At 63.7% G+C, this 18,060-nt stretch carries 18 protein-coding genes and 2 pseudogenes; 11 read left to right on the forward strand and 9 right to left on the reverse strand.

The window, feature by feature from the left end; translation table 11 throughout:
- The first annotated feature begins 36 nt into the window (after window positions 1-36).
- From FJ980_RS10990 to hflX, 5 genes are all read left to right on the forward strand, one after another.
- The gene (locus tag FJ980_RS10990) at window positions 37-2,328 is read left to right on the forward strand and encodes a PAS domain-containing sensor histidine kinase (protein ID WP_140700284.1); all 2,292 of its coding nucleotides are present in this window, start codon (window positions 37-39) and stop codon (window positions 2,326-2,328) included.
- Complete coding sequence (locus FJ980_RS10995; protein WP_140542913.1) at window positions 2,318-3,679, forward strand: sigma-54 dependent transcriptional regulator; 1,362 nt, start codon at window positions 2,318-2,320, stop codon at window positions 3,677-3,679. Before FJ980_RS10990 ends, FJ980_RS10995 begins: the two co-directional genes overlap by 11 nt.
- A gap of 81 nt (window positions 3,680-3,760) precedes the next feature.
- Window positions 3,761-4,624, forward strand: a complete 864-nt coding sequence (locus FJ980_RS11000; protein ID WP_140542914.1) for a D-amino-acid transaminase — start codon at window positions 3,761-3,763, stop codon at window positions 4,622-4,624.
- A gap of 143 nt (window positions 4,625-4,767) precedes the next feature.
- Complete coding sequence (gene hfq, locus FJ980_RS11005; protein WP_006202172.1) at window positions 4,768-5,013, forward strand: RNA chaperone Hfq; 246 nt, start codon at window positions 4,768-4,770, stop codon at window positions 5,011-5,013.
- Window positions 5,014-6,402: a GTPase HflX gene (gene hflX / locus FJ980_RS11010; protein ID WP_140542915.1), complete on the forward strand. Its 1,389-nt coding sequence runs from the start codon at window positions 5,014-5,016 to the stop codon at window positions 6,400-6,402.
- A gap of 8 nt (window positions 6,403-6,410) precedes the next feature.
- Here hflX and mazG read toward each other — a convergent pair whose 3' ends face one another.
- Together mazG and FJ980_RS11020 are read right to left on the reverse strand one after the other, a co-directional pair.
- Window positions 6,411-7,235 (reverse strand): nucleoside triphosphate pyrophosphohydrolase, encoded by an 825-nt coding sequence (mazG, locus tag FJ980_RS11015; RefSeq protein WP_140542916.1) that lies wholly within the window; start codon window positions 7,233-7,235, stop codon window positions 6,411-6,413.
- Window positions 7,236-7,305: 70 nt separating this feature from the next.
- The gene (locus FJ980_RS11020) at window positions 7,306-8,490 is read right to left on the reverse strand and encodes an amino acid aminotransferase (RefSeq protein ID WP_140542917.1); all 1,185 of its coding nucleotides are present in this window, start codon (window positions 8,488-8,490) and stop codon (window positions 7,306-7,308) included.
- Window positions 8,491-8,634: 144 nt separating this feature from the next.
- Here FJ980_RS11020 and FJ980_RS11025 point away from each other — a divergent pair, with 144 nt between their 5' ends.
- The 5 genes from FJ980_RS11025 (at window position 8,635) to FJ980_RS11045 (ending at window position 12,149) form a co-directional block, all read left to right on the forward strand.
- Window positions 8,635-9,156 (forward strand): sigma-70 family RNA polymerase sigma factor, encoded by a 522-nt coding sequence (locus tag FJ980_RS11025; protein ID WP_246676391.1) that lies wholly within the window; start codon window positions 8,635-8,637, stop codon window positions 9,154-9,156.
- On the forward strand, window positions 9,153-9,926 hold the full coding sequence (locus FJ980_RS11030; protein WP_140542919.1) for an anti-sigma factor: 774 nt from the start codon (window positions 9,153-9,155) through the stop codon (window positions 9,924-9,926). Before FJ980_RS11025 ends, FJ980_RS11030 begins: the two co-directional genes overlap by 4 nt.
- A 37-nt stretch (window positions 9,927-9,963) precedes the next feature.
- Window positions 9,964-10,680 carry a Bax inhibitor-1/YccA family protein gene (locus FJ980_RS11035; protein ID WP_095765448.1) on the forward strand — a complete coding sequence of 239 codons (717 nt, stop codon included), beginning with the start codon at window positions 9,964-9,966 and terminating at the stop codon, window positions 10,678-10,680.
- 179 nt (window positions 10,681-10,859) lie between these two features.
- Entirely contained in the window at window positions 10,860-11,735 is an 876-nt protein-coding gene (locus tag FJ980_RS11040; RefSeq protein WP_140542920.1) for an aldose 1-epimerase family protein, read from the forward strand.
- A 3-nt stretch (window positions 11,736-11,738) separates the two neighbouring features.
- Window positions 11,739-12,149: a hypothetical protein gene (locus tag FJ980_RS11045; protein ID WP_140542921.1), complete on the forward strand. Its 411-nt coding sequence runs from the start codon at window positions 11,739-11,741 to the stop codon at window positions 12,147-12,149.
- 16 nt (window positions 12,150-12,165) lie between these two features.
- Here the strand turns inward: FJ980_RS11045 and FJ980_RS11050 are convergent.
- From FJ980_RS11050 to FJ980_RS11060, 3 genes and pseudogenes are all read right to left on the reverse strand, one after another.
- Window positions 12,166-13,076, reverse strand: a pseudogene (locus FJ980_RS11050) (agmatinase).
- Between the two features lie 237 nt (window positions 13,077-13,313).
- Entirely contained in the window at window positions 13,314-13,757 is a 444-nt protein-coding gene (locus tag FJ980_RS11055; protein ID WP_140542929.1) for a class I SAM-dependent methyltransferase, read from the reverse strand.
- A 149-nt stretch (window positions 13,758-13,906) separates the two neighbouring features.
- The gene (locus tag FJ980_RS11060) at window positions 13,907-14,248 is read right to left on the reverse strand and encodes a hypothetical protein (protein ID WP_210243738.1); all 342 of its coding nucleotides are present in this window, start codon (window positions 14,246-14,248) and stop codon (window positions 13,907-13,909) included.
- Window positions 14,249-14,457: 209 nt separating this feature from the next.
- Here FJ980_RS11060 and FJ980_RS11065 point away from each other — a divergent pair, with 209 nt between their 5' ends.
- The gene (locus FJ980_RS11065) at window positions 14,458-15,255 is read left to right on the forward strand and encodes a class I SAM-dependent methyltransferase (RefSeq protein WP_140542922.1); all 798 of its coding nucleotides are present in this window, start codon (window positions 14,458-14,460) and stop codon (window positions 15,253-15,255) included.
- A 42-nt stretch (window positions 15,256-15,297) separates the two neighbouring features.
- Here the strand turns inward: FJ980_RS11065 and FJ980_RS11070 are convergent, their stop codons facing one another.
- The 4 genes and pseudogenes from FJ980_RS11070 to FJ980_RS11085 all read right to left on the reverse strand — a co-directional run.
- Entirely contained in the window at window positions 15,298-15,897 is a 600-nt protein-coding gene (locus FJ980_RS11070; protein ID WP_140542923.1) for an ATP-binding protein, read from the reverse strand.
- Between the two features lie 54 nt (window positions 15,898-15,951).
- On the reverse strand, window positions 15,952-16,773 hold the full coding sequence (locus tag FJ980_RS11075; RefSeq protein WP_140542924.1) for an MBL fold metallo-hydrolase: 822 nt from the start codon (window positions 16,771-16,773) through the stop codon (window positions 15,952-15,954).
- 3 nt (window positions 16,774-16,776) lie between these two features.
- A complete protein-coding gene (locus FJ980_RS11080) occupies window positions 16,777-17,571 on the reverse strand; it encodes a TatD family hydrolase (protein WP_140542925.1) in 795 nt (264 codons plus the stop codon).
- A pseudogene (locus tag FJ980_RS11085) lies at window positions 17,571-18,060 on the reverse strand (methionine--tRNA ligase); the annotation flags it as partial. The gene FJ980_RS11080 and the pseudogene FJ980_RS11085, both read right to left, overlap by 1 nt.

The following is an 18,060-nucleotide window of genomic DNA, read 5'->3' on the forward strand; positions in this document are numbered from 1 at the left end:
TTGCATACATCCGACGCGATGACTCTGTACCGCGACATGGCAGCTGAGGCTCCGACCCTGACCCAACCGCTTTTCAACCAAACCGGCACGCGTGACGGGCGACGGTTGCTGGCGTTGCCCGGCGTGGTCGCCATTGCCGGCGCGGTGATCACGGCGGCCATCTCGTTTGCGATCCTGGTCGGCGCAACGCCGATCGCGCCGACCGCCGACGCGACTTGGGCACTGATCGCGGCCAATGCCGTCTTTGTGCTGTTCCTCATCGCGTTAATCGCGCGCGAGGTGCGACGCATCGTGCTGGCGCGGCGCCACGGCAGGGCTGCCTCGCGGCTGCATGTGCGCATCGTCGCCATGTTCGCTCTGGTCGCCGCCATCCCGGCCATCATGGTTGCGATCATCGCCTCGATCACGCTCGACATCGGCCTCGACCGCTGGTTCGAAATCCGCACCAAGACGATCGTCAACTCGTCGCTGTCGATCGCTGACGCCTATGTGCAGGAGAACGCGCGCAACCTGCAGGGCACGACATTGTCGATGGCATACGATCTCGATGCCTCGCGCACGCTTTACGGTCTCGACAAGGGTGGTTTCCTCGATCTGTTGAACAAGGAAGCCGTCGGGCGCGGACTGGCGCATGCGGCCCTGATCAAGCCGGACGGCTCGTTCGTCATGAACGCCAAGACCGACGCCGATTTCCCCATGCCCGAGCCGCCCTCGGGCGCCGTCGACACCGCGGCCGACGGCAAGCCGGTGCTGATAGAACCGCGCACCCGCAACATCATGGGCGCCATCATCAAGCTGCGCGAGATCGAAGGGCTTTATCTGTACACGATCCGGCTGGTCGATCCCGACGTGATAAAGGCGCGCCAGATCGTCAGGGGCAACACCGACGAATACCGCAATCTGCAGGACAATCGCCGGACCTCGCAGGTCGCCTTCGCGTTGCCTTATCTGTCGCTCACGCTGATCATCACGCTCTCGGCGATCTGGACCGGCATCGCCGTCGCCGACCGGATCGTGCGGCCGATCCGCCAGCTGATCGGCGCCGCCGACGAGGTGGCGACCGGAAATCTCGACGTGGCCGTTCCGGTACGCCAGTCCGATGGCGACGTCGCCTCGCTCGGCGAGACCTTCAACAACATGATCCTGGAGCTCAAGTCGCAACGCAACGAGCTGCTCTCGGCCAAGGATCTGATCGACGAGCGCCGGCGTTTCTCCGAGGCGGTGCTGGCCGGCGTCACCGCCGGCGTCATCGGCGTCGACCCCTACGGCATCATCACCATCGTCAATCGCTCGGCCGAGACCATGCTGACGATTTCGGCGAATGCGACGCTCGGCCAGAACCTTTCGACGGTCCTGCCGCTTGTCGGTCGCGTGTTCGAGATTGGGCGCCAGTCGGGCAAGCCGGTCTATCGCGAGCAGGTGACCTTCTTCCGCACCGGTCTGGAGCGCACCTTCAATGTCCAGGTGACGGTCGAGTCCGGTGACGACGGCGAGGAAGAGAAATCCTATGTGGTGACGGTCGACGACATCACCGATCTCGTCCAGGCGCAGCGTTCGTCGGCCTGGGCCGATGTGGCGCGGCGCATCGCGCATGAGATCAAGAACCCGCTGACGCCGATCCAGCTTTCCGCCGAGCGCATCAGGCGTCGCTACGGCAAGGTCATCACCGAGGACCGCGAGGTCTTCGACCAGTGCACCGATACCATCATCCGCCAGGTCGAGGACATCGGCCGCATGGTCGACGAATTCTCGGCCTTCGCCCGCATGCCGAAGCCGGAGATGAAGGCGATCGACCTTCGCGAGTCGTTGCGCGAGGCGTCTTTCCTGGTCGAGGTCAGCCGCTCGGACATTGCCTTCCAGCGCGATTTCGGCAGTGAGCCGTTGAAAGGCACTTTCGACAGCCGCCTGATGGCTCAGGCCTTCGGCAATGTCATCAAGAACGCGGCCGAGGCGATCGACGGACTTGATGCGCAGGACCGTTCGGGCGGCACAATCCGGATTCAGGCCGGACGGCAAGATGGCGCCATACGAATCGACGTTATCGATAACGGCAAGGGGCTGCCGCGCGAGAATCGCCAAAGGCTTCTCGAGCCCTATATGACGACGCGCGAGAAGGGCACCGGGCTTGGCCTCGCTATCGTCAAAAAGATCGTGGAGGACCATGGCGGCCGTCTCGAATTGCACGACGCGCCAGCGGATTTCCATGGCGGCCGGGGCGCGATGATCTCGATCATCCTGCCCCCGGCCACGATCGTAGCCGCGCCGCCACGCGGTGAAGGTCGAAGCGAACACGAACGAGAAACTGAAAAGGTCGGTAATGGCGTCTGACATTCTCATCGTCGATGACGAGGAAGACATCCGCGAACTTGTCGCCGGTATATTGAGCGACGAGGGTCACGAAACCCGCACGGCCTATGATGCCGACAGCGCGCTTGCGTCGATTGCCGATCGCGCGCCGCGGCTGATTTTCCTCGATATCTGGCTGCAGGGCTCGCGCCTCGATGGCCTGGCGCTGCTCGACGAGATCAAGACCATGCATCCGAACATGCCGGTGGTCATGATCTCCGGCCACGGCAACATCGAAACGGCGGTGTCAGCCATCCGGCGCGGCGCGTATGATTTCATCGAGAAGCCGTTCAAGGCCGATCGCCTCATCCTGATCGCCGAGCGCGCGCTGGAGACATCCAAGCTGCGGCGCGAGGTCTCCGACCTCAAGCAGCGCAGCGGCGAGACCTTCGACCTGATCGGCATGTCGTCGGCGATGAGCCAGCTGCGGCAGACCATCGAGCGCGTCGCGCCGACCAACAGCCGCGTCATGATCATCGGCCCCTCCGGCTCAGGCAAGGAACTGACGGCGCGGGCCATCCACACGCTGTCGTCGCGCAAGTCCGGTCCGTTCGTCACGCTGAGCGCGGCCACCATCACGCCCGAGCGCATGGAGATCGAGCTGTTCGGCACCGAATCGAACGGCACCGAGCGCAAGGTCGGCGCGCTGGAGGAGGCGCATCGCGGCATCCTCTACATCGACGAAGTCGCCGATATGCCGCGCGAAACGCAAAACAAGATCCTGCGCGTGCTGGTCGAGCAGCAATTCGAGCGGGTAGGCGGCACCAAGCGCGTCAAGGTCGATGTCCGCATCATTTCCTCGACCTCGCAGAACCTTGAAGCAATGATCGCCGACGGCCGCTTCCGCGAGGATCTTTACCATCGCCTGGCCGTTGTCCCGGTCATGGTGCCGGGGCTCGCTGAGCGGCGCGAGGACATTCCTTACCTCGTCGACAACTTCATGAAGCAGATTGCGCGCCAGGCCGGCATAAGGCCGCGCCGCATCGGCGACGATGCGCTGGCCGTGCTGCAGGCGCACAACTGGCCGGGCAATGTTCGCCAGTTGCGCAACAACGTCGAGCGACTGATGATCCTGGCGCGCGGCGAAGAGGCCGATGCGCCGATCACCGCCGACCTTCTGCCGTCCGAGATCGGCGACGTCATGCCGCGCACGCCCAACCAGTCGGACCAGCACATCATGGCCCTGCCGCTGCGCGAGGCCCGCGAGCAATTCGAGAAGGACTACCTGATCGCCCAGATCAACCGCTTCGGCGGCAACATCTCGAAGACCGCAGAGTTCATCGGCATGGAACGATCGGCACTTCACCGCAAGCTGAAGTCGCTGGGTGTGTAGCGAGCGCTTGGCCCACGCGATTGTTCATTACCGCAGGGGCGGAATCGCCTAAGAAAGCCGGACATTTTTCTGAGGATGCCCATGCCGCGCATTGCCTATGTCAACGGGCGCTATGTCGTCCATGCTCAAGCCAGCGTCCATATCGAGGATCGCGGCTACCAGTTCGCGGACGGCGTCTATGAGGTTTGCGAGGTGGCGCGCGGCCATATCGTCGACATGCCGCGCCATCTTGCCAGGCTCAAGCGCTCGCTGAAGGAACTGTCGATCGCCTGGCCGGTCTCGGAAAGCGTCCTGCCGATGCTGCTGCGCGAGGTGGTCAATCGCAACGGCGTGGTCGACGGCCTTGTCTATGTGCAGGTGACGCGCGGTGTCGCCAGCCGCGAGTTCGTGTTTCCGCCCGCGGGCACAAGGCCTTCCCTGGTCATAACCGCCAGAAAAGCCGATCCGGCCGCGGCGGCGAAGCGGGTGGAGACCGGCATCAAGGTCATCACCGTCCCGGAGAATCGCTGGGACCGCGTCGACATCAAGAGCACCGGCCTGTTGCCCAATGTGCTCGCCAAGCAGAAAGCCAAAGAAGCCGGCGCCCAGGAAGCGTGGTTCGTCGACACCGACGGCAACGTCAAGGAAGGCGGCTCGTCCAACGCCTGGATCGTTACCCGGGATGGCGTCCTTGTGACCCGGCCGGCCGAGCATGGCATCCTGCGCGGCATCACCCGCACGACGCTTTTCGATGTCGCCGCCAAGCTTGGCCTCAAGATCGAGGAACGCGGGTTTTCGGTCGCCGAAGCCAAGGCGGCAAGGGAAGCATTCATCAGTTCGGCGACCACAATCGCCATGCCGGTGGTCGAAATCGACGGCGCGCCGATCGCAAATGGCCATCCCGGTTCGATGACACTTTCGTTGCGGCAGGCCTTTTTTCACGTTGCGGAAAAAAGTCCAGCCTGATAACCGCACAACTGGAAGTAACCTCAACTATCTCATTCTGCTTGCCATTGTGTCGGCAAGAGGGGGTTTGCGCGCTTGACAGGTGCCTCGTAATTTGGCGCATTGGCCCGTAAACCGAAGGGGATCGGCGAAAGACAAGAAAAATGGCGGAACGATCGCAAAACCTTCAGGACCTGTTCCTGAATTCAGTTCGCAAGAGCAAAAATCCACTTACCATCTTCCTCATCAACGGCGTGAAGCTGACCGGCGTCGTCACTTCGTTCGACAATTTTTGTGTGTTGTTGCGGCGCGACGGGCACTCCCAGCTCGTCTACAAGCACGCTATTTCCACGATCATGCCGAGCCAGCCGGTTCAGATGTTCGATGGCGAGGAAAGCCAGGGCGCCTGATTGGCACGTGATAATGACGCGGACCGCAGCGTTCGCGGAAAACAAGGACATCAACTCGGGCAGGAATCCAAGGATCCGACCCGCGCAGTTGTCATTGTGCCGGTGCTTACCCGCCAGCCGCGCGGCGACGACGAGTCGAGCCGTCCGCGCCTGAGCCGTTCGGCAGATGCACGCCACGACGAAGCGGTCGGACTTGCCAGCGCCATCGATCTCAACCCGGTTCACACTGCGGTGGTGACGGTTGCCGATCCGCGGCCGGCCACACTGCTCGGCAGCGGCAAGGTTGCTGAATTTGCTGAAATCGTGAAGGAGCGCAAGGCGGAGCTGGTCATCGTCGACCATCCGCTGACGCCGGTGCAGCAGCGCAATCTCGAAAAGGAACTGAATGCCAAGGTGCTCGACCGCACCGGGCTCATCCTCGAGATATTCGGCGAACGGGCGCGCACCAAGGAAGGCACGCTGCAGGTCGAGCTTGCGCATCTCAACTACCAGAAGGGTCGTCTGGTGCGGAGCTGGACCCACCTCGAGCGGCAGCGCGGCGGCGCCGGCTTCCTCGGCGGTCCGGGCGAAACCCAGATCGAATCCGACAGGCGCATCCTGCAGGACAAGATCACCAAGCTGAAACACGAGCTGGAGACGGTTCGGCGCACGCGCGACCTGCACCGCGCCAAGCGCAAGAAGGTGCCGTTCCCGGTCGTGGCGATCGTCGGCTACACCAATGCCGGCAAGTCGACGCTGTTCAACCGGCTGACCGGGGCCGGGGTGCTGGCCGAGGATATGCTGTTCGCGACGCTCGATCCGACGCTGCGGCGCGTGCGGCTGCCGCACGGCACGCCGGTTATCCTGTCGGACACGGTGGGCTTCATTTCCGACCTGCCGACGCATCTGGTGGCCGCCTTCCGGGCGACGCTGGAAGAAGTCGTCGAGGCGGATCTGGTGCTGCATCTGCGCGATATCTCCGATCCGGACACCGCCGCCCAGGCCGAGGACGTCGAACGCATCCTCGGCGATCTCGGCGTCGATGCCGCCGATGCGAACCGCGTGATCGAGGTCTGGAACAAGATCGACCTGCTTGACGAAGGCAATCGCGAGCGCCTGCTTGCCGCGAGCGCCAGCGGCAAGGCGCCGCCGATCGCGATATCGGCGGTCACCGGCGAAGGGATCGACGCGCTGAAAGCGCTCATCGAGACGCGCGTGTCGGGCGAGCTGGAAACGATGACGGTGACGTTGAGCCCTGCCCAGTTGGGCCAGGTCGACTGGCTCTACCGCAACGGCGATGTCGTTTCGCGCACCGACAATGAAGACGGCAGCGTCACTCTCTCGCTGACAGCCACGCACAGCGCCAGGCAAGAGATAGAGAACCGCCTGCATCGCAAGAGCGGCAGCTAACCGGCTGTTTATTTGGTGCTTTTGGCCTGCTGCCAGAGCGCTTCCATCTCGTCGAGCGTTGCCTTCTCCAACGACTTGCCCGAGGCCTCCAGAGCCTGCTCGACATAGTGGAATCGCGAACGGAACTTTTCGTTGGTGCCGCTGAGCGCAGCTTCCGAATCGAGCTTGAGGTGGCGGCCGAGATTGACAACGGCAAACAGCATGTCGCCGAACTCGTCCTTGATGGGAGCCGCGTCACCGGTGGCGAGCGCCTCGCGCAATTCCCCGATCTCTTCCTCTATCTTGTCGAGGATGGGAGCTGCCTCGCTCCAGTCGAAGCCGACGCGCGCCGCCTTCTCCTGCAGCTTGAGGGCACGAGTCAGGGCAGGGAGCGCGACCGGAACGCTGTCGAGATAGCCCTTGCCGTGATCCTCCGGATCCAGCCCGCGCGCGATGCGGGCATCGCGCTTCTCGGCCTTTTCAAGCGCCTTGATCTTCTCCCACATGCCTTTGGCCATGCCGGCGCTGCGCGCCCTCTCGTCGCCGAAGACGTGCGGATGGCGGCGGATCATCTTGGTGGTGATGGCCTCGACGACATCGCCGAAAGCGAACTCGCCGATCTCCTCAGCCATCTGCGCGTGATAGACGACCTGAAGCAGCAGATCGCCCAGTTCCTCGCGCAGATCGTCGAGATCGCCGCGCGCGATCGCATCGGCCACTTCATAGGCCTCCTCGATCGTGTAGGGCGCGATGGTCGCGAAATTCTGCTCGATATCCCAAGGGCAGCCGGTCTTCGGCACCCTGAGCGCCGCCATGATCTCGATCAGCCGGGAAATGTCCTTGGAGGGCTTCATAGTTTGAGCCTATCCCGCGGCCAGCGTCCGACCAATCCCGGCCGGACACCGAAACGAGTTGTCCACAGCCTCAGTCGAGCACCGAGACGATCGCCTTGGCGAGATCGTCCATGCCGTCCTCCGGCAGGCCGGCCACGTTGATGCGGCTGTCGCCCACCATATAGACGGCGTGCTCGGCGCGAAGGCGTTCGACTTGAGCCTCGGTCAGCCCAAGTCTGGAAAACATGCCGCGATGGCTGGCGACGAAATCGAAGCGGTCGGAGTTGGACTGCCGGCGCAGAGCCTCGGCGAAGGCGACGCGCAGCCGAAGCATGCGCAGCCGCATCTCCTCGAGCTCCGTCTCCCAGTCCTTCCTCAACCCGGCATCTTCAAGCACCATGCGCACCGCCGCCGCGCCGTGATCCGGCGGCATCGAATAAAGCGCGCGCGCTGCCGCCAGCATCTGGCTCATCGCCACATCCGCCTGAGCGCCGTCCTTGGCCATGATCATCGCCGCGCCCACGCGGTCGCGGTAGACGGCGAAATTCTTCGAGCAGCTCGAGGCGACGACCATTTCCGGCACCTTGCCGGCAAGCAGCCGCAGACCGGCGGCGTCGGCATCGAGGCCCTCGCCAAAACCCTGATAGGCGATGTCGACGAAAGGCAGCAAGCCGCGATCCAGCAGGACATCGGCGACCTTGGCCCACTGCGCGACATCGAGGTTGGCGCCGGTCGGGTTGTGGCAGCAGCCATGCAGCAGCACGACATCGCCACTGTTGGCAATTTTCAGCGCCGCCAGCATCTCGTCGAAGCGGACTGCGCCCGATGCGGCATCGAAATATGGATAGTCGCGAACCTGCAGACCAGCGGCGCGCATCACCGGCAGATGGTTCGGCCAGGTCGGATCGGACAGCCAAACCGTCGCGCCGGGGCGGGTGCGCTGCATGAGCTCGGCCACCAGCCGGAGCGCGCCGGAGCCGCCCGGCGCCTGTGCTGCGCGGATGCGCGAATGGTCGGCCTTCTCGCCGAAGGCGAGCTTGATCATGGCCGTATTGAAGCCGGTGTCGCCGGCAAGGCCGAGATAGGTCTTGGTGTCCTGGGTCGCCAGCAGCCGTTTCTCGGCCTCGCGCACGGCACGCATCACCGGCGTCTTGCCGTCGATGTCCTTGTAGACGCCGACGCCGAGGTCGACTTTGCCGGGCCGTGGATCGTTGCGATAGAGGCCGATCAGGGCGAGGATCTTGTCGGCGGGCGCGGGCTGCAGGGTCTCGAACATCGAAAAGGACTCCAATGGCGGCGGAGTGATACGCAAATCGATCCTGTCGCGCCAGCGGTTTCCGCTGTGGCGGCGACACGAAAAGAAAGCCGGGCAGGGGATTAAAACCCCTACATGCTCCGTAAACAGGGCATGAAACGGTCGATGGCACGCTTCGATATCGTCGGGCAGTTGGGCTCGCTGCGGCGCTATGCGCGCTCGCTGACGCGCGACAGCACTGAGGCCGAGGATCTCGTCCATGACGCGCTGGTGCGCGCCTATGAGCGGCGCGCGACCTTCCGGTCAAGCGGCAATCTGCGCGCTTGGCTGCTGGCGATCGTGCACAACGTCTTCATCGACCGCGTGCGCTCGCGCCGCTCCGAGGCGGCGCGCATCGAACAGGCCGGCCTTGTCGCCGACCAGAGCGTGCCGGCGTCGCAGGACCATTCGGTGCGCCTGTCACAGGTCCGGGAAGCGTTTCTTTCGCTGCCGGAGGAACAGCGCTCCGCGCTGCACCTCGTCGCCATCGAAGGGCTTTCCTATCAGCAGGCCGCCGAAGTCATCGGCGTGCCGCTCGGAACGCTGATGTCGCGCATCGGCCGCGCGCGTGCCGCGCTGCGCGAGATGGAAGAGGGCGCGGCGCCGAAGGCCAGGCCTCATCTCAGGATCGTGGGAGACGATCAATGACCGCCATTGTCGACCCTGTGACCGATGCCGATCTCGACGCCTATGTCGACGATCAACTGGATGTCGCCCGCCGCATCGAGGTCGAGGCGCACCTCGCCGCGCGCCCGGAAGTGGCGGCGCGCGTGATGTCCGATCTGAGGACGCGCGACGAACTGCGCGTCGCGCTTGCCGGCCCTGTCGGCAGGACGCGTCCGGCCACGACAGACGCGGCGCGCCGACTGGAAAGAGGTCTTGCCAGGGGCCGCATGCTTGCCGTGCTGCAGCGTGCGGCGGCCGCGGCCGTGCTGGTCGCGGCAGGCTGGCTGGCCAACGGCGCCTTCGGGCCGATCGCCGTGACCAAGGTGGTCGCCTCGACGCAGCCGCCGGCCTATGTCGAGGATGCGGTCCGGGCGCACAGGACGACCTTGGTGCGCGAGACGATGCCTTCGCAGCAAGAGGCGCCGGGCTACGATGCCGACGAGATTCGCGCCGCCACCGCGATCGTCATGCCGTCGCTGCCCGAGGACTGGAAGATCCGCGACGTCCAGGTCTATCCCTCGCAATTCGGGCCGAGCGTCGAGGTAGCGGTCGACACCAAGGACCTCGGTCTTGTCTCGTTGTTCGCCATCAGGCCGGGCAGGTTCGATGTGGTGAAGCCGACGGTCGCGCCCGCCGACGACATCTCAACCGCGTATTTCCAGATCGGCGAGGTTGCCTATGCGGTGGTCGGACGCGGCGACGCCGGCAGCCTCGACCGTGCCGCCGAGAAACTCGCCAGAACTCTCTACTGAAAACAAACCCTCTACCGAGAAACCAAGGAGAAACCGAATGAACAGCCCCAATCTGGGATACCGAATGGGCACCGGCGTCCAGGCCGGAGCCGTCTATGACGAGGGCCTGCGCAAGCACATGCTGCGCGTCTACAACTATATGGGCCTCGGTCTCGTCGTCACCGGCCTCGTCGCCTTCTTCGTGGCCTCGACGCCGGCGCTCTATGTGCCGATCTTCTCCAGCCCGCTGAAATGGGTGGTGATGCTGGCGCCGCTCGCCTTCGTCATGCTGTTCTCGTTCAGGATGCAGACCATGTCGGCCGCGAGCGCGCAGGCAATGTTCTGGGCCTTCTGCGCGGTCATGGGCCTGTCGCTCGCCTCGGTGTTCCTGGTCTTCACCTCGACCAGCATCGCGCGCACCTTCTTCATCGCCGCCACGATGTTCGGCGCCACCAGCCTCTACGGCTACACCACCAGGCGCGACCTGACGCAGTTCTCGTCCTTCCTGATCATGGGCCTGATCGGCGTGGTCATCGCCAGCCTGGTCAACCTGTTCCTCGGCTCGACCGCGCTGCAGTTCGCCATCTCGGTGATCGGCATCGCCGTCTTCATCGGCCTCACCGCCTGGGACACGCAGACGATCAAGGAGCAGTATGCCGAGAACTTCGATGCGGAATCGCAGCAGAAGCTTGCCGTCTTCGGCGCCTTCTCGCTCTATCTGAACTTCATCAACATCTTCCAGCTGCTGCTGAATTTCACCGGCGAGCGCGAATAGGCCGGACCGCGGCAGGCAACACGACGGACCTCGGCACGGCCGGAGGGAAAACCTCCGGCCGTTTTTTTGTCGACTGCGCACCAAGCGTTGACGACCAAGGGCGATCTGCCTGCCGCGCTTGAGTTCACGCGCGGCCTTTTGCTAGCGTGCCGGCCAAACCAGCCAGCCGCGAGGACGCAATGGACCAGCTGACGCTTCACGCTGACGGCATTTCGGCGACCATCGTCGGGCAGGGGGCCGAACTGGTCTCGCTGCGCGATGGCGACGGCACCGAGCTTCTGTGGCAGGCCGGTCCCGCCTGGCCTCGTCATTCGCCCGTCCTGTTCCCGATCGTCGGCCGGCTCAAAGGCGATCAATTGCGGCATCGCGGCCAAACCTATCCCATGACGCAGCACGGCTTTGCCCGCGACCGGCGCTTTGCCTGGGCGGAGCAGGGGCCGGCCTCCTGCACATTGGTCCTGACGGATGACCCCGAGACCCGGACGCACTATCCCTTCGCCTTTCGTCTCGCCATCAGCTACGAGCTGAAACCCCGACAACTCGGCGTGACCTTCGAGATCGCCAACACCGGCGACCAACCGCTGCCGGCCTCGATCGGCGCGCATCCGGCGTTCAACTGGCCATTGCTGCCGGAATTGCCGAAGGAAGCCTATCGGCTGACCTTCGCCGACAATGAGCCGGCGCCGATCCGCCGCCTGAAGGACGGCCTGTTGTTGTCGACGCCGCAGCCGACGCCCATCGAGGGCAGGACGTTGCCGCTATCCGAAAGACTGTTCGACGACGACGCCGTCATCCTCGACCGGCCGGAAAGCAAGAGCGTGCGCTACGCCGCCGGGCGCGGGCCGGCGATCGAGATGTCATGGCAGGGAATGAACGCGCTGGGCATCTGGTCCAAGCCTGGGGGCGCGCCCTTCCTGTGCATCGAGCCCTGGCACGGCATCGCCAGTCCCGTCGATTTCGACGGCGAATTCGCCGACAAGCCGGGCGTCATGCTGATCGAGCCGGGCGGCCGGCGCGTGCTGAGTTACTGGATCGGCGTCACCCGGGAACCTTAGGGCATGGCATACGCGATCAAGACCGAGATCGAGGACCCGGCGGCGGAGAGGTTCGTGTTCGCCGCCCAGAAAACCATGTATGGCGGCAAGCGCATCGCCGAGGGCGACGTCATCTTCCTGTTCGCCAGCGAGAACGAAGGCGGGCAGGGGCTAGTCGCCCGTGGCATCGTGACCTGCTCGGAAGCCATCGCCAGACATCCAGATCTCGAACGGCAGACGCCGCGCGTCAGCGTTGCCGTCCGCCGCACTGCCTTGGCGACGAGGCGTTTGGGTCGCAATGAGCTCAAACGCTTCAAGGATTGGAAGGACGGCCGGCCCGAGACCGAGCTCAACTTCAAATTCTACCGCCAGGCGACCGACAAGATCGTCGGCATTTCGGACGTGACGGCGGCGTTTCTGAACTGCTTTTTCTAGACCACCCGATCGCATCTCAGCCGATCTGCCGGACAATGGCACCGATCGCGTTGACAAGAAGACGCGATGCGGTGATGGCCGACAGACCGTCGATGTCGGCGGGAGGATAAAGCTCGACAAGGTCGAACCCCGCGATCCGCGTCCGCCTGCCGAGGCCCGCGACCAGTTCGATCGCCTGCGTGTAGGTGAGGCCGCCGGGCGTGCGTGCAGCCACGCCCGGCATGATGCCGGGATCGAGGCTATCGCAGTCGAGGGTGACGACAACGTTTGCTCCATCCGGAATGTGCCGCAAAGCAGCTTCGACGCCCTGGGCGTGAACTTCGCGGGCCGTGACGAAGCGGCTGCCGTAGCGCCGCGCCGCTTCGATTTCGCCGATGCGTGCGCTGCCGACGCTGCGCAGGCCGACCTGCATGCCGGCGACATGCGCCATCTCGCCCGCCCGCCGCATCGGGCTCGAATAGCCGTAGCCTTCGCCATGCACCTCGTCGCGCCAGTCGATGTGGGCATCGATCTGCAGGATCCAGATTGGTCCGTGGCCGGCAAATCCGGCCAGGAACGGAATGACGACGGAATCGTCGCCGCCAAGCAGGATCGGTACGGCCGGCAGTGCCAGCACCTCGCGTGTCTTCGCCTCGATCCGGGCTCGGTTGCCGGCGTTGTCATGCATGGTGGTCAACACATCGCCGGCATCGACGCAGCAGACCGGTTTGTTGTCGAACAGCGGCCCGCCCAGATCGAAATCCCAACGATCAAGGAGTGGTGCATCGTCCTGGCTCGCGGCGCGGATGGCATCGGCGGCCAAGGCCTGGCCGCTGCTGTCCTGGCCCGGATAGGTGGTCCCGTGACCGGCTCCAAAGATCACGGCGCGGGGCACCGGCCATCGGCGAGGCGATCGGGAAAGCCGAGAAAGGAAGGCGAGGCGGTCATTTTCCGGATGCTTTCATTGTTGCGCGCGGCGCGATGGCAGTTTCGGGCAGCGTAGTTGCTTCGGCCTTAGTTTGCGACAATTCGCGTCTCGCGCAACATAATGGGCTACAGCGATTTGTGCTTTGCTCCTTGCTGCCATGTCATGTCGCCTGCGGTGGCCGGCGAAAAACTACGCGTTCGGACAAGGCGGCGCTTGCCGAATGCCTGAAACATCCTGGCGACGTTTCTCAGTGGTTTTTAGGACGGCAAGCCACGAACCAAATCGATCTCTTTCAACGGATCGCCGCCGTCGATGAAGAGCCTGCCATGCGGCTTCAGCGCCGCCTTGATCCGCGTCAGGGCCGCACGGTTGGCCTCGGGGTGACGCCCGTCGAGCGCGCCGACCCGCATGGCGAAGGCGATGTCAAAAAGAGCCTCGTCAGCATTCAATGCGAAGTCTCCGATTGCCGCATGCCTGAATTCGAGGCAGCCCCAAGCTATCTCATCGGCCGATCCCGCCCGCGCCAATCGGATTGCCTTCTCCGAGCGGTCGATGGCCAGAACGAAGCCGTCGCCGATGCGGCGAGCGATATCGCGAGCGGCAACGCCGGGACCGCATCCGATCTCCAGGACGCGAAGTCCCGGCTTCAATGGAAGCGCTTCGACGAAGGCGGATATCCGATCAGAGATTCCGGCAGCCATGAAGTAAATTATCCAACCTGGCCTGCGCCAGGCAAGCGAGACGGCGCCGAGCGGAAATGGCTGAGGAGACAGCGGCCAGAACATTGATGCCGGACAATGTAGCCCCAGGCGTCGGCCGCGTTCGGGTCGGCCAGACCTCAAGGACTGTTCTATTGCCGTTCCAGGAAGTCGACCATCAGCGACGCAGCTTGGTTGGCATGCGTTTCCAGCAGGAAATGAGGCCCGTCGAGAATGTGTGCTTCCATCCTCGGCAGGGCCCGCATCCATGATAGCGTCTCTGCCAGGTCGAAGAACGCGTCATGCCGGCCCCACAGCATCAGGGCGCGAGGCTGCCTGCGCTGCAAATAGTCGGCAATCGCGTCGAAACGGGCAGCTCCGTGCGGCTGGCGAGCAGGGCTGTATGATGAGGCGCGCCCGACATCTCCGCGGCCATATCGAATGTGGCGGTGATGTAGAAATGTCGCCAGGTGTGCAAAGTTGAAATGTCGCATTCGACGTTTCAGCGGGCAGGCCACGCCACGCGCTTCCTGGCGCCAACGTTAGCGCCCGATCGGGCGTAAGCTGGTCAGGGTTGCGCAGCCGATCGGGCGCGATCCAGTTAAACTCCGTGGATGGGAATGACAGCTTCCGACCCAAGGCAGAACTTGGTAATGATCGACAGTCGTGTTTTGGAGAACCTTGCGAAACAGGAGCGACCCTTGTGTCATCCATAACTTCCGGCAATGCAGAGCAGTATGGTGATAGCCGGAAGCTTGCCGCTCGCGCCCGATTGAATAGCGAGTACACGATTGCCGAAATTGGCTGGTTTTCGTGGGTGGCGAAACAGCTTCCCCTTAAGTCTGTCGACAGCATTCTTGATGTTGGATGCGGACCCGGCTGGTTTTGGGCCGCAACGGCGAACGAGCTGCCGCAAAATCTGAATCTTACGCTTTCCGATCTCTCGCCGGGCATGGTTCACGAGGCGGTTGAAAGATGCCGGCCATTGTCGTTTGCATTGGTCACAGGCGAACAGGCCGACGCGACAGCCCTGCCTTTTGAGGACGGTTCCTTTGATGCCGTGATCGCCATGCACATGCTCTATCATCTGCCCGACCCATCGAAGGGAATTGCGGAAATGTATCGGGTTTTGAAGCCGGGTGGTTTCCTTGCGGTGACGACAAACGGAGCTGGCAACATGCGCGAGTTGTATACGCTGACCACCGCGTTCGGCAGCGCACCCGTGGATCCGGCCGGCGCTGCCTTCGGATACGACGCAGCCGAACAGGTTATGCAGGCCCAGTTCAGGAATGTGACCATGACGCAGCATCCTGCCCGGCTACGAGTGACCGAGCCGGAGGACGTATTTCTCGCCCTGACGTCCTATCCGCCCGGTGACACGGCCGACGAGGCACAGCTTGCCGCGTTTCGGGATGCAATTACCGAAGCGTTCCAAGCCGGAAATGACGTCCTTGAGGTTGGCAAGGAAAGCGGACTGTTCATCAGTCGGAAGACGGCTTGAATCACCCCTCTGCTGCCACATCAGAAAGTCGCATAAGATAGATTATGGAACTATCGTATCCGACACGGAAAGGGCAACGAGGCCTTTGACATGTTCGTGGATCTTCTCGGTGGCCTCCTCTACGCTGATCGCCGTCACATCGACCGTCAGACTGTTCGGGTGCTTGGGATCAAGGACACTCGCCATGCGGCTGCGCTGGCGCGCGGCTTCCGGGTCGATCGATTTGAGACGGTCACGTCGAGTTGGTGATGTCACGCGACGAACCAACTCATCCTCGTCGCAGAGCAGGCGCACAGGCACGAAGAGCGCGCGTCGCCGGTCTGAGGCATCTTTCAACTGCTCATAGGACGCCAAGCTTCTCGCGTCCTCTTGGATGCCGGAGTTCGTGAAGATGAAGTTGGCAGCGGGCGCGCAAAGGGTTGCGATCGTGTCCAGGATCGCCTGGCGAACCTTTGCCGTCTGCTCCCAGACGGCATCAGGCAATTTGCCGAGCCCGTCATCGGCCAACAGTGCCAATATTGGATTGTTGATCCAGTGATTATCGATCACACGGGCTGGAAGCGCCGCGCCAAGTTCTCGGGCTATCGTCAGCTTACCGACACCAGGGAAGCCGAGGAGCAAAACAAGAACATTCTGAACCACAAACTAGCCCTCCGTTCAGCCCGAACGAGTGAACACCGAAGTGAACAGCTGTCGCTACCGCTCTGACTCGTAAGGAATTTCGATCACCATGCCGTCATAGGCCGGCGCCACGTGCTCCGGCGTCTCGGCCATCACGACGGCGTAGTCGAGCGGCACGTGCATATGCGTCAGCACGGCATTCCTCGGCGCCAGCTTTTCGATCCATTCCAGTGCCTGGCCGAGCGACAGATGGCTGGGATGGGTGTTGTACTGCAGCGCGTCGATCACCAGCATGTCGAGGCCGCGCAAACGCTCAATGGTGGCGTCCGGGAAGCCGCTGATATCAGGGCAATAGGCAAGTCCGCCGATGCGAAAACCCAGCGAGATGATGTCGCCATGGAACTGCGGCAGCGGCTCGAGGGTGAGGGGACCCCCCTCGCCTTCGATCACGATCGGCCTGGCGTGGTCGATAAGATGCGACTTGACGATCGGCGGATAGGAACTGCCTGGCGGCGTCTCGAAGCAATAGCCGAACGCCTGGCGCAGCCGCAGCATGGTCGGCTCGTCGGCATGGATGTCGATGCGATGGCGTTGCTCGAGCACGTAGCCGCGCAGATCGTCGATGCCGTGGATGTGGTCGGCATGCGGATGCGTGTAGACGACCGCGTCGATGCGCTTGACGGAGGCCAGCAGCATCTGCTCGCGGAAATCCGGCCCGGTATCGATGACGACCGTGGTGCTCGCGCCGTTGGCGGCAATCCGCTCGACCAGCGCGGCCGTGCGCATGCGCCGGTTCTTCGGGTTCTTGGGGTCGCAATTGCCCCAATCGCCGGTGATGCGCGGCGTGCCGGGCGATGAGCCGCAGCCAAGAACGGTAAAGCGCAGCCGGTCGCTCATGCCTCAGCCCGCAGCCGTTTCGGGACGCGGCATCTTGGTGAACAGCCTGAAGAAGTTCCCGGTGGTGATATCGGCGATCTCGGCCTCGCTGACGCCGATGGTCTCGGCAAGCACCTTCGCCGTGTTCGCCACATAGGCCGGCTCGTTGCGTTTGCCGCGATGCGGGACCGGCGCAAGGTAGGGCGCGTCGGTTTCGACAAGCAGCCGGTCGCGCGGGACATCGGCGGCGATGGCGCGCAGCTCGACGGAGTTCTTGAAGGTCAGGATGCCGGAGAAAGAGACATAGCCGCCCAGCGCCACGCCGACTTCAGCCAGCCTGCGTCCGGACGAAAAACAGTGCAGGATGAAGGGGAAGGCGCCCTTCCCTGTTTCGTCCTCGAGGATCGACGCCATGTCGTCGTCGGCATCGCGCGCATGGATGACCAGCGGCAGACCGGTCCGGCGCGCGGCGGCGATATGGGTGCGAAAACCTAGCGCCTGCGCATCGCGCGGCGCCTTGTCATAGTAATAATCGAGCCCGGCCTCGCCGATCGCCACCACCTTGGGATGGCCGGAAAGGCGCACCAGCTCGTCGGCGGTGACGTCGAGCTCTTCCGCCGCATTGTGTGGATGGGTGCCGACAGAGCAATAGACCTCATTGAAAGATTCAGCGATTTCAATGACCTGCTGAAATCGCCTCACGCGCGTTGAGATCGTCACCATGCGCCCGATCCCGGCGGCGAGAGCGCGGGCGACGATAGCCGCCCGCTCCTCGGAAAAATCCGGAAAGTCGAGATGGCAATGGCTGTCGACCAGCATCAGCTGTTGCCATCCTGCTCGACATAGCGCGGAAACACGCCCTCCGGCGCAGGCAAGGCAGTGCCTGGCTCCAGCGCGTGGTCGGCATGGACGTGCTCGAAAGCGCGGCTCTCAGGGGGCACGGCCAACAGGTCGAGCAGCTTGGCGGCCGATCCCGGAATGAAGGGCTGGCAAAGCAGCGTCACCCGGCGCACCAGCTCGGCCGTCGTCCACAGCACGGTTTCCATGCGCTCCGGATTGGTCTTGCGCAGCGCCCACGGCTCTTGAGAGGCGAAATAGCGGTCGGCTTCGGCAACAACGCCGAAGATCGCCGCCAGCGCCAGATGGATGCCCTGCTCCGCCATCGCCCGGCGCGAAATGGCCAGCGCTTCGACCGCCTGGTCGAGGATCGCCGTGTCGGCCTCGGTAAGGTCGCCGCGCGCCGGCGCCTTGCCGCCGCAGTTCTTGGCAATCATCGACAGCGAGCGCTGCGCCAGATTGCCGAGGCCG

The organism is Mesorhizobium sp. B1-1-5 (genome assembly GCF_006443065.1).
Taxonomy (GTDB): Bacteria; Pseudomonadota; Alphaproteobacteria; order Rhizobiales; family Rhizobiaceae; genus Mesorhizobium.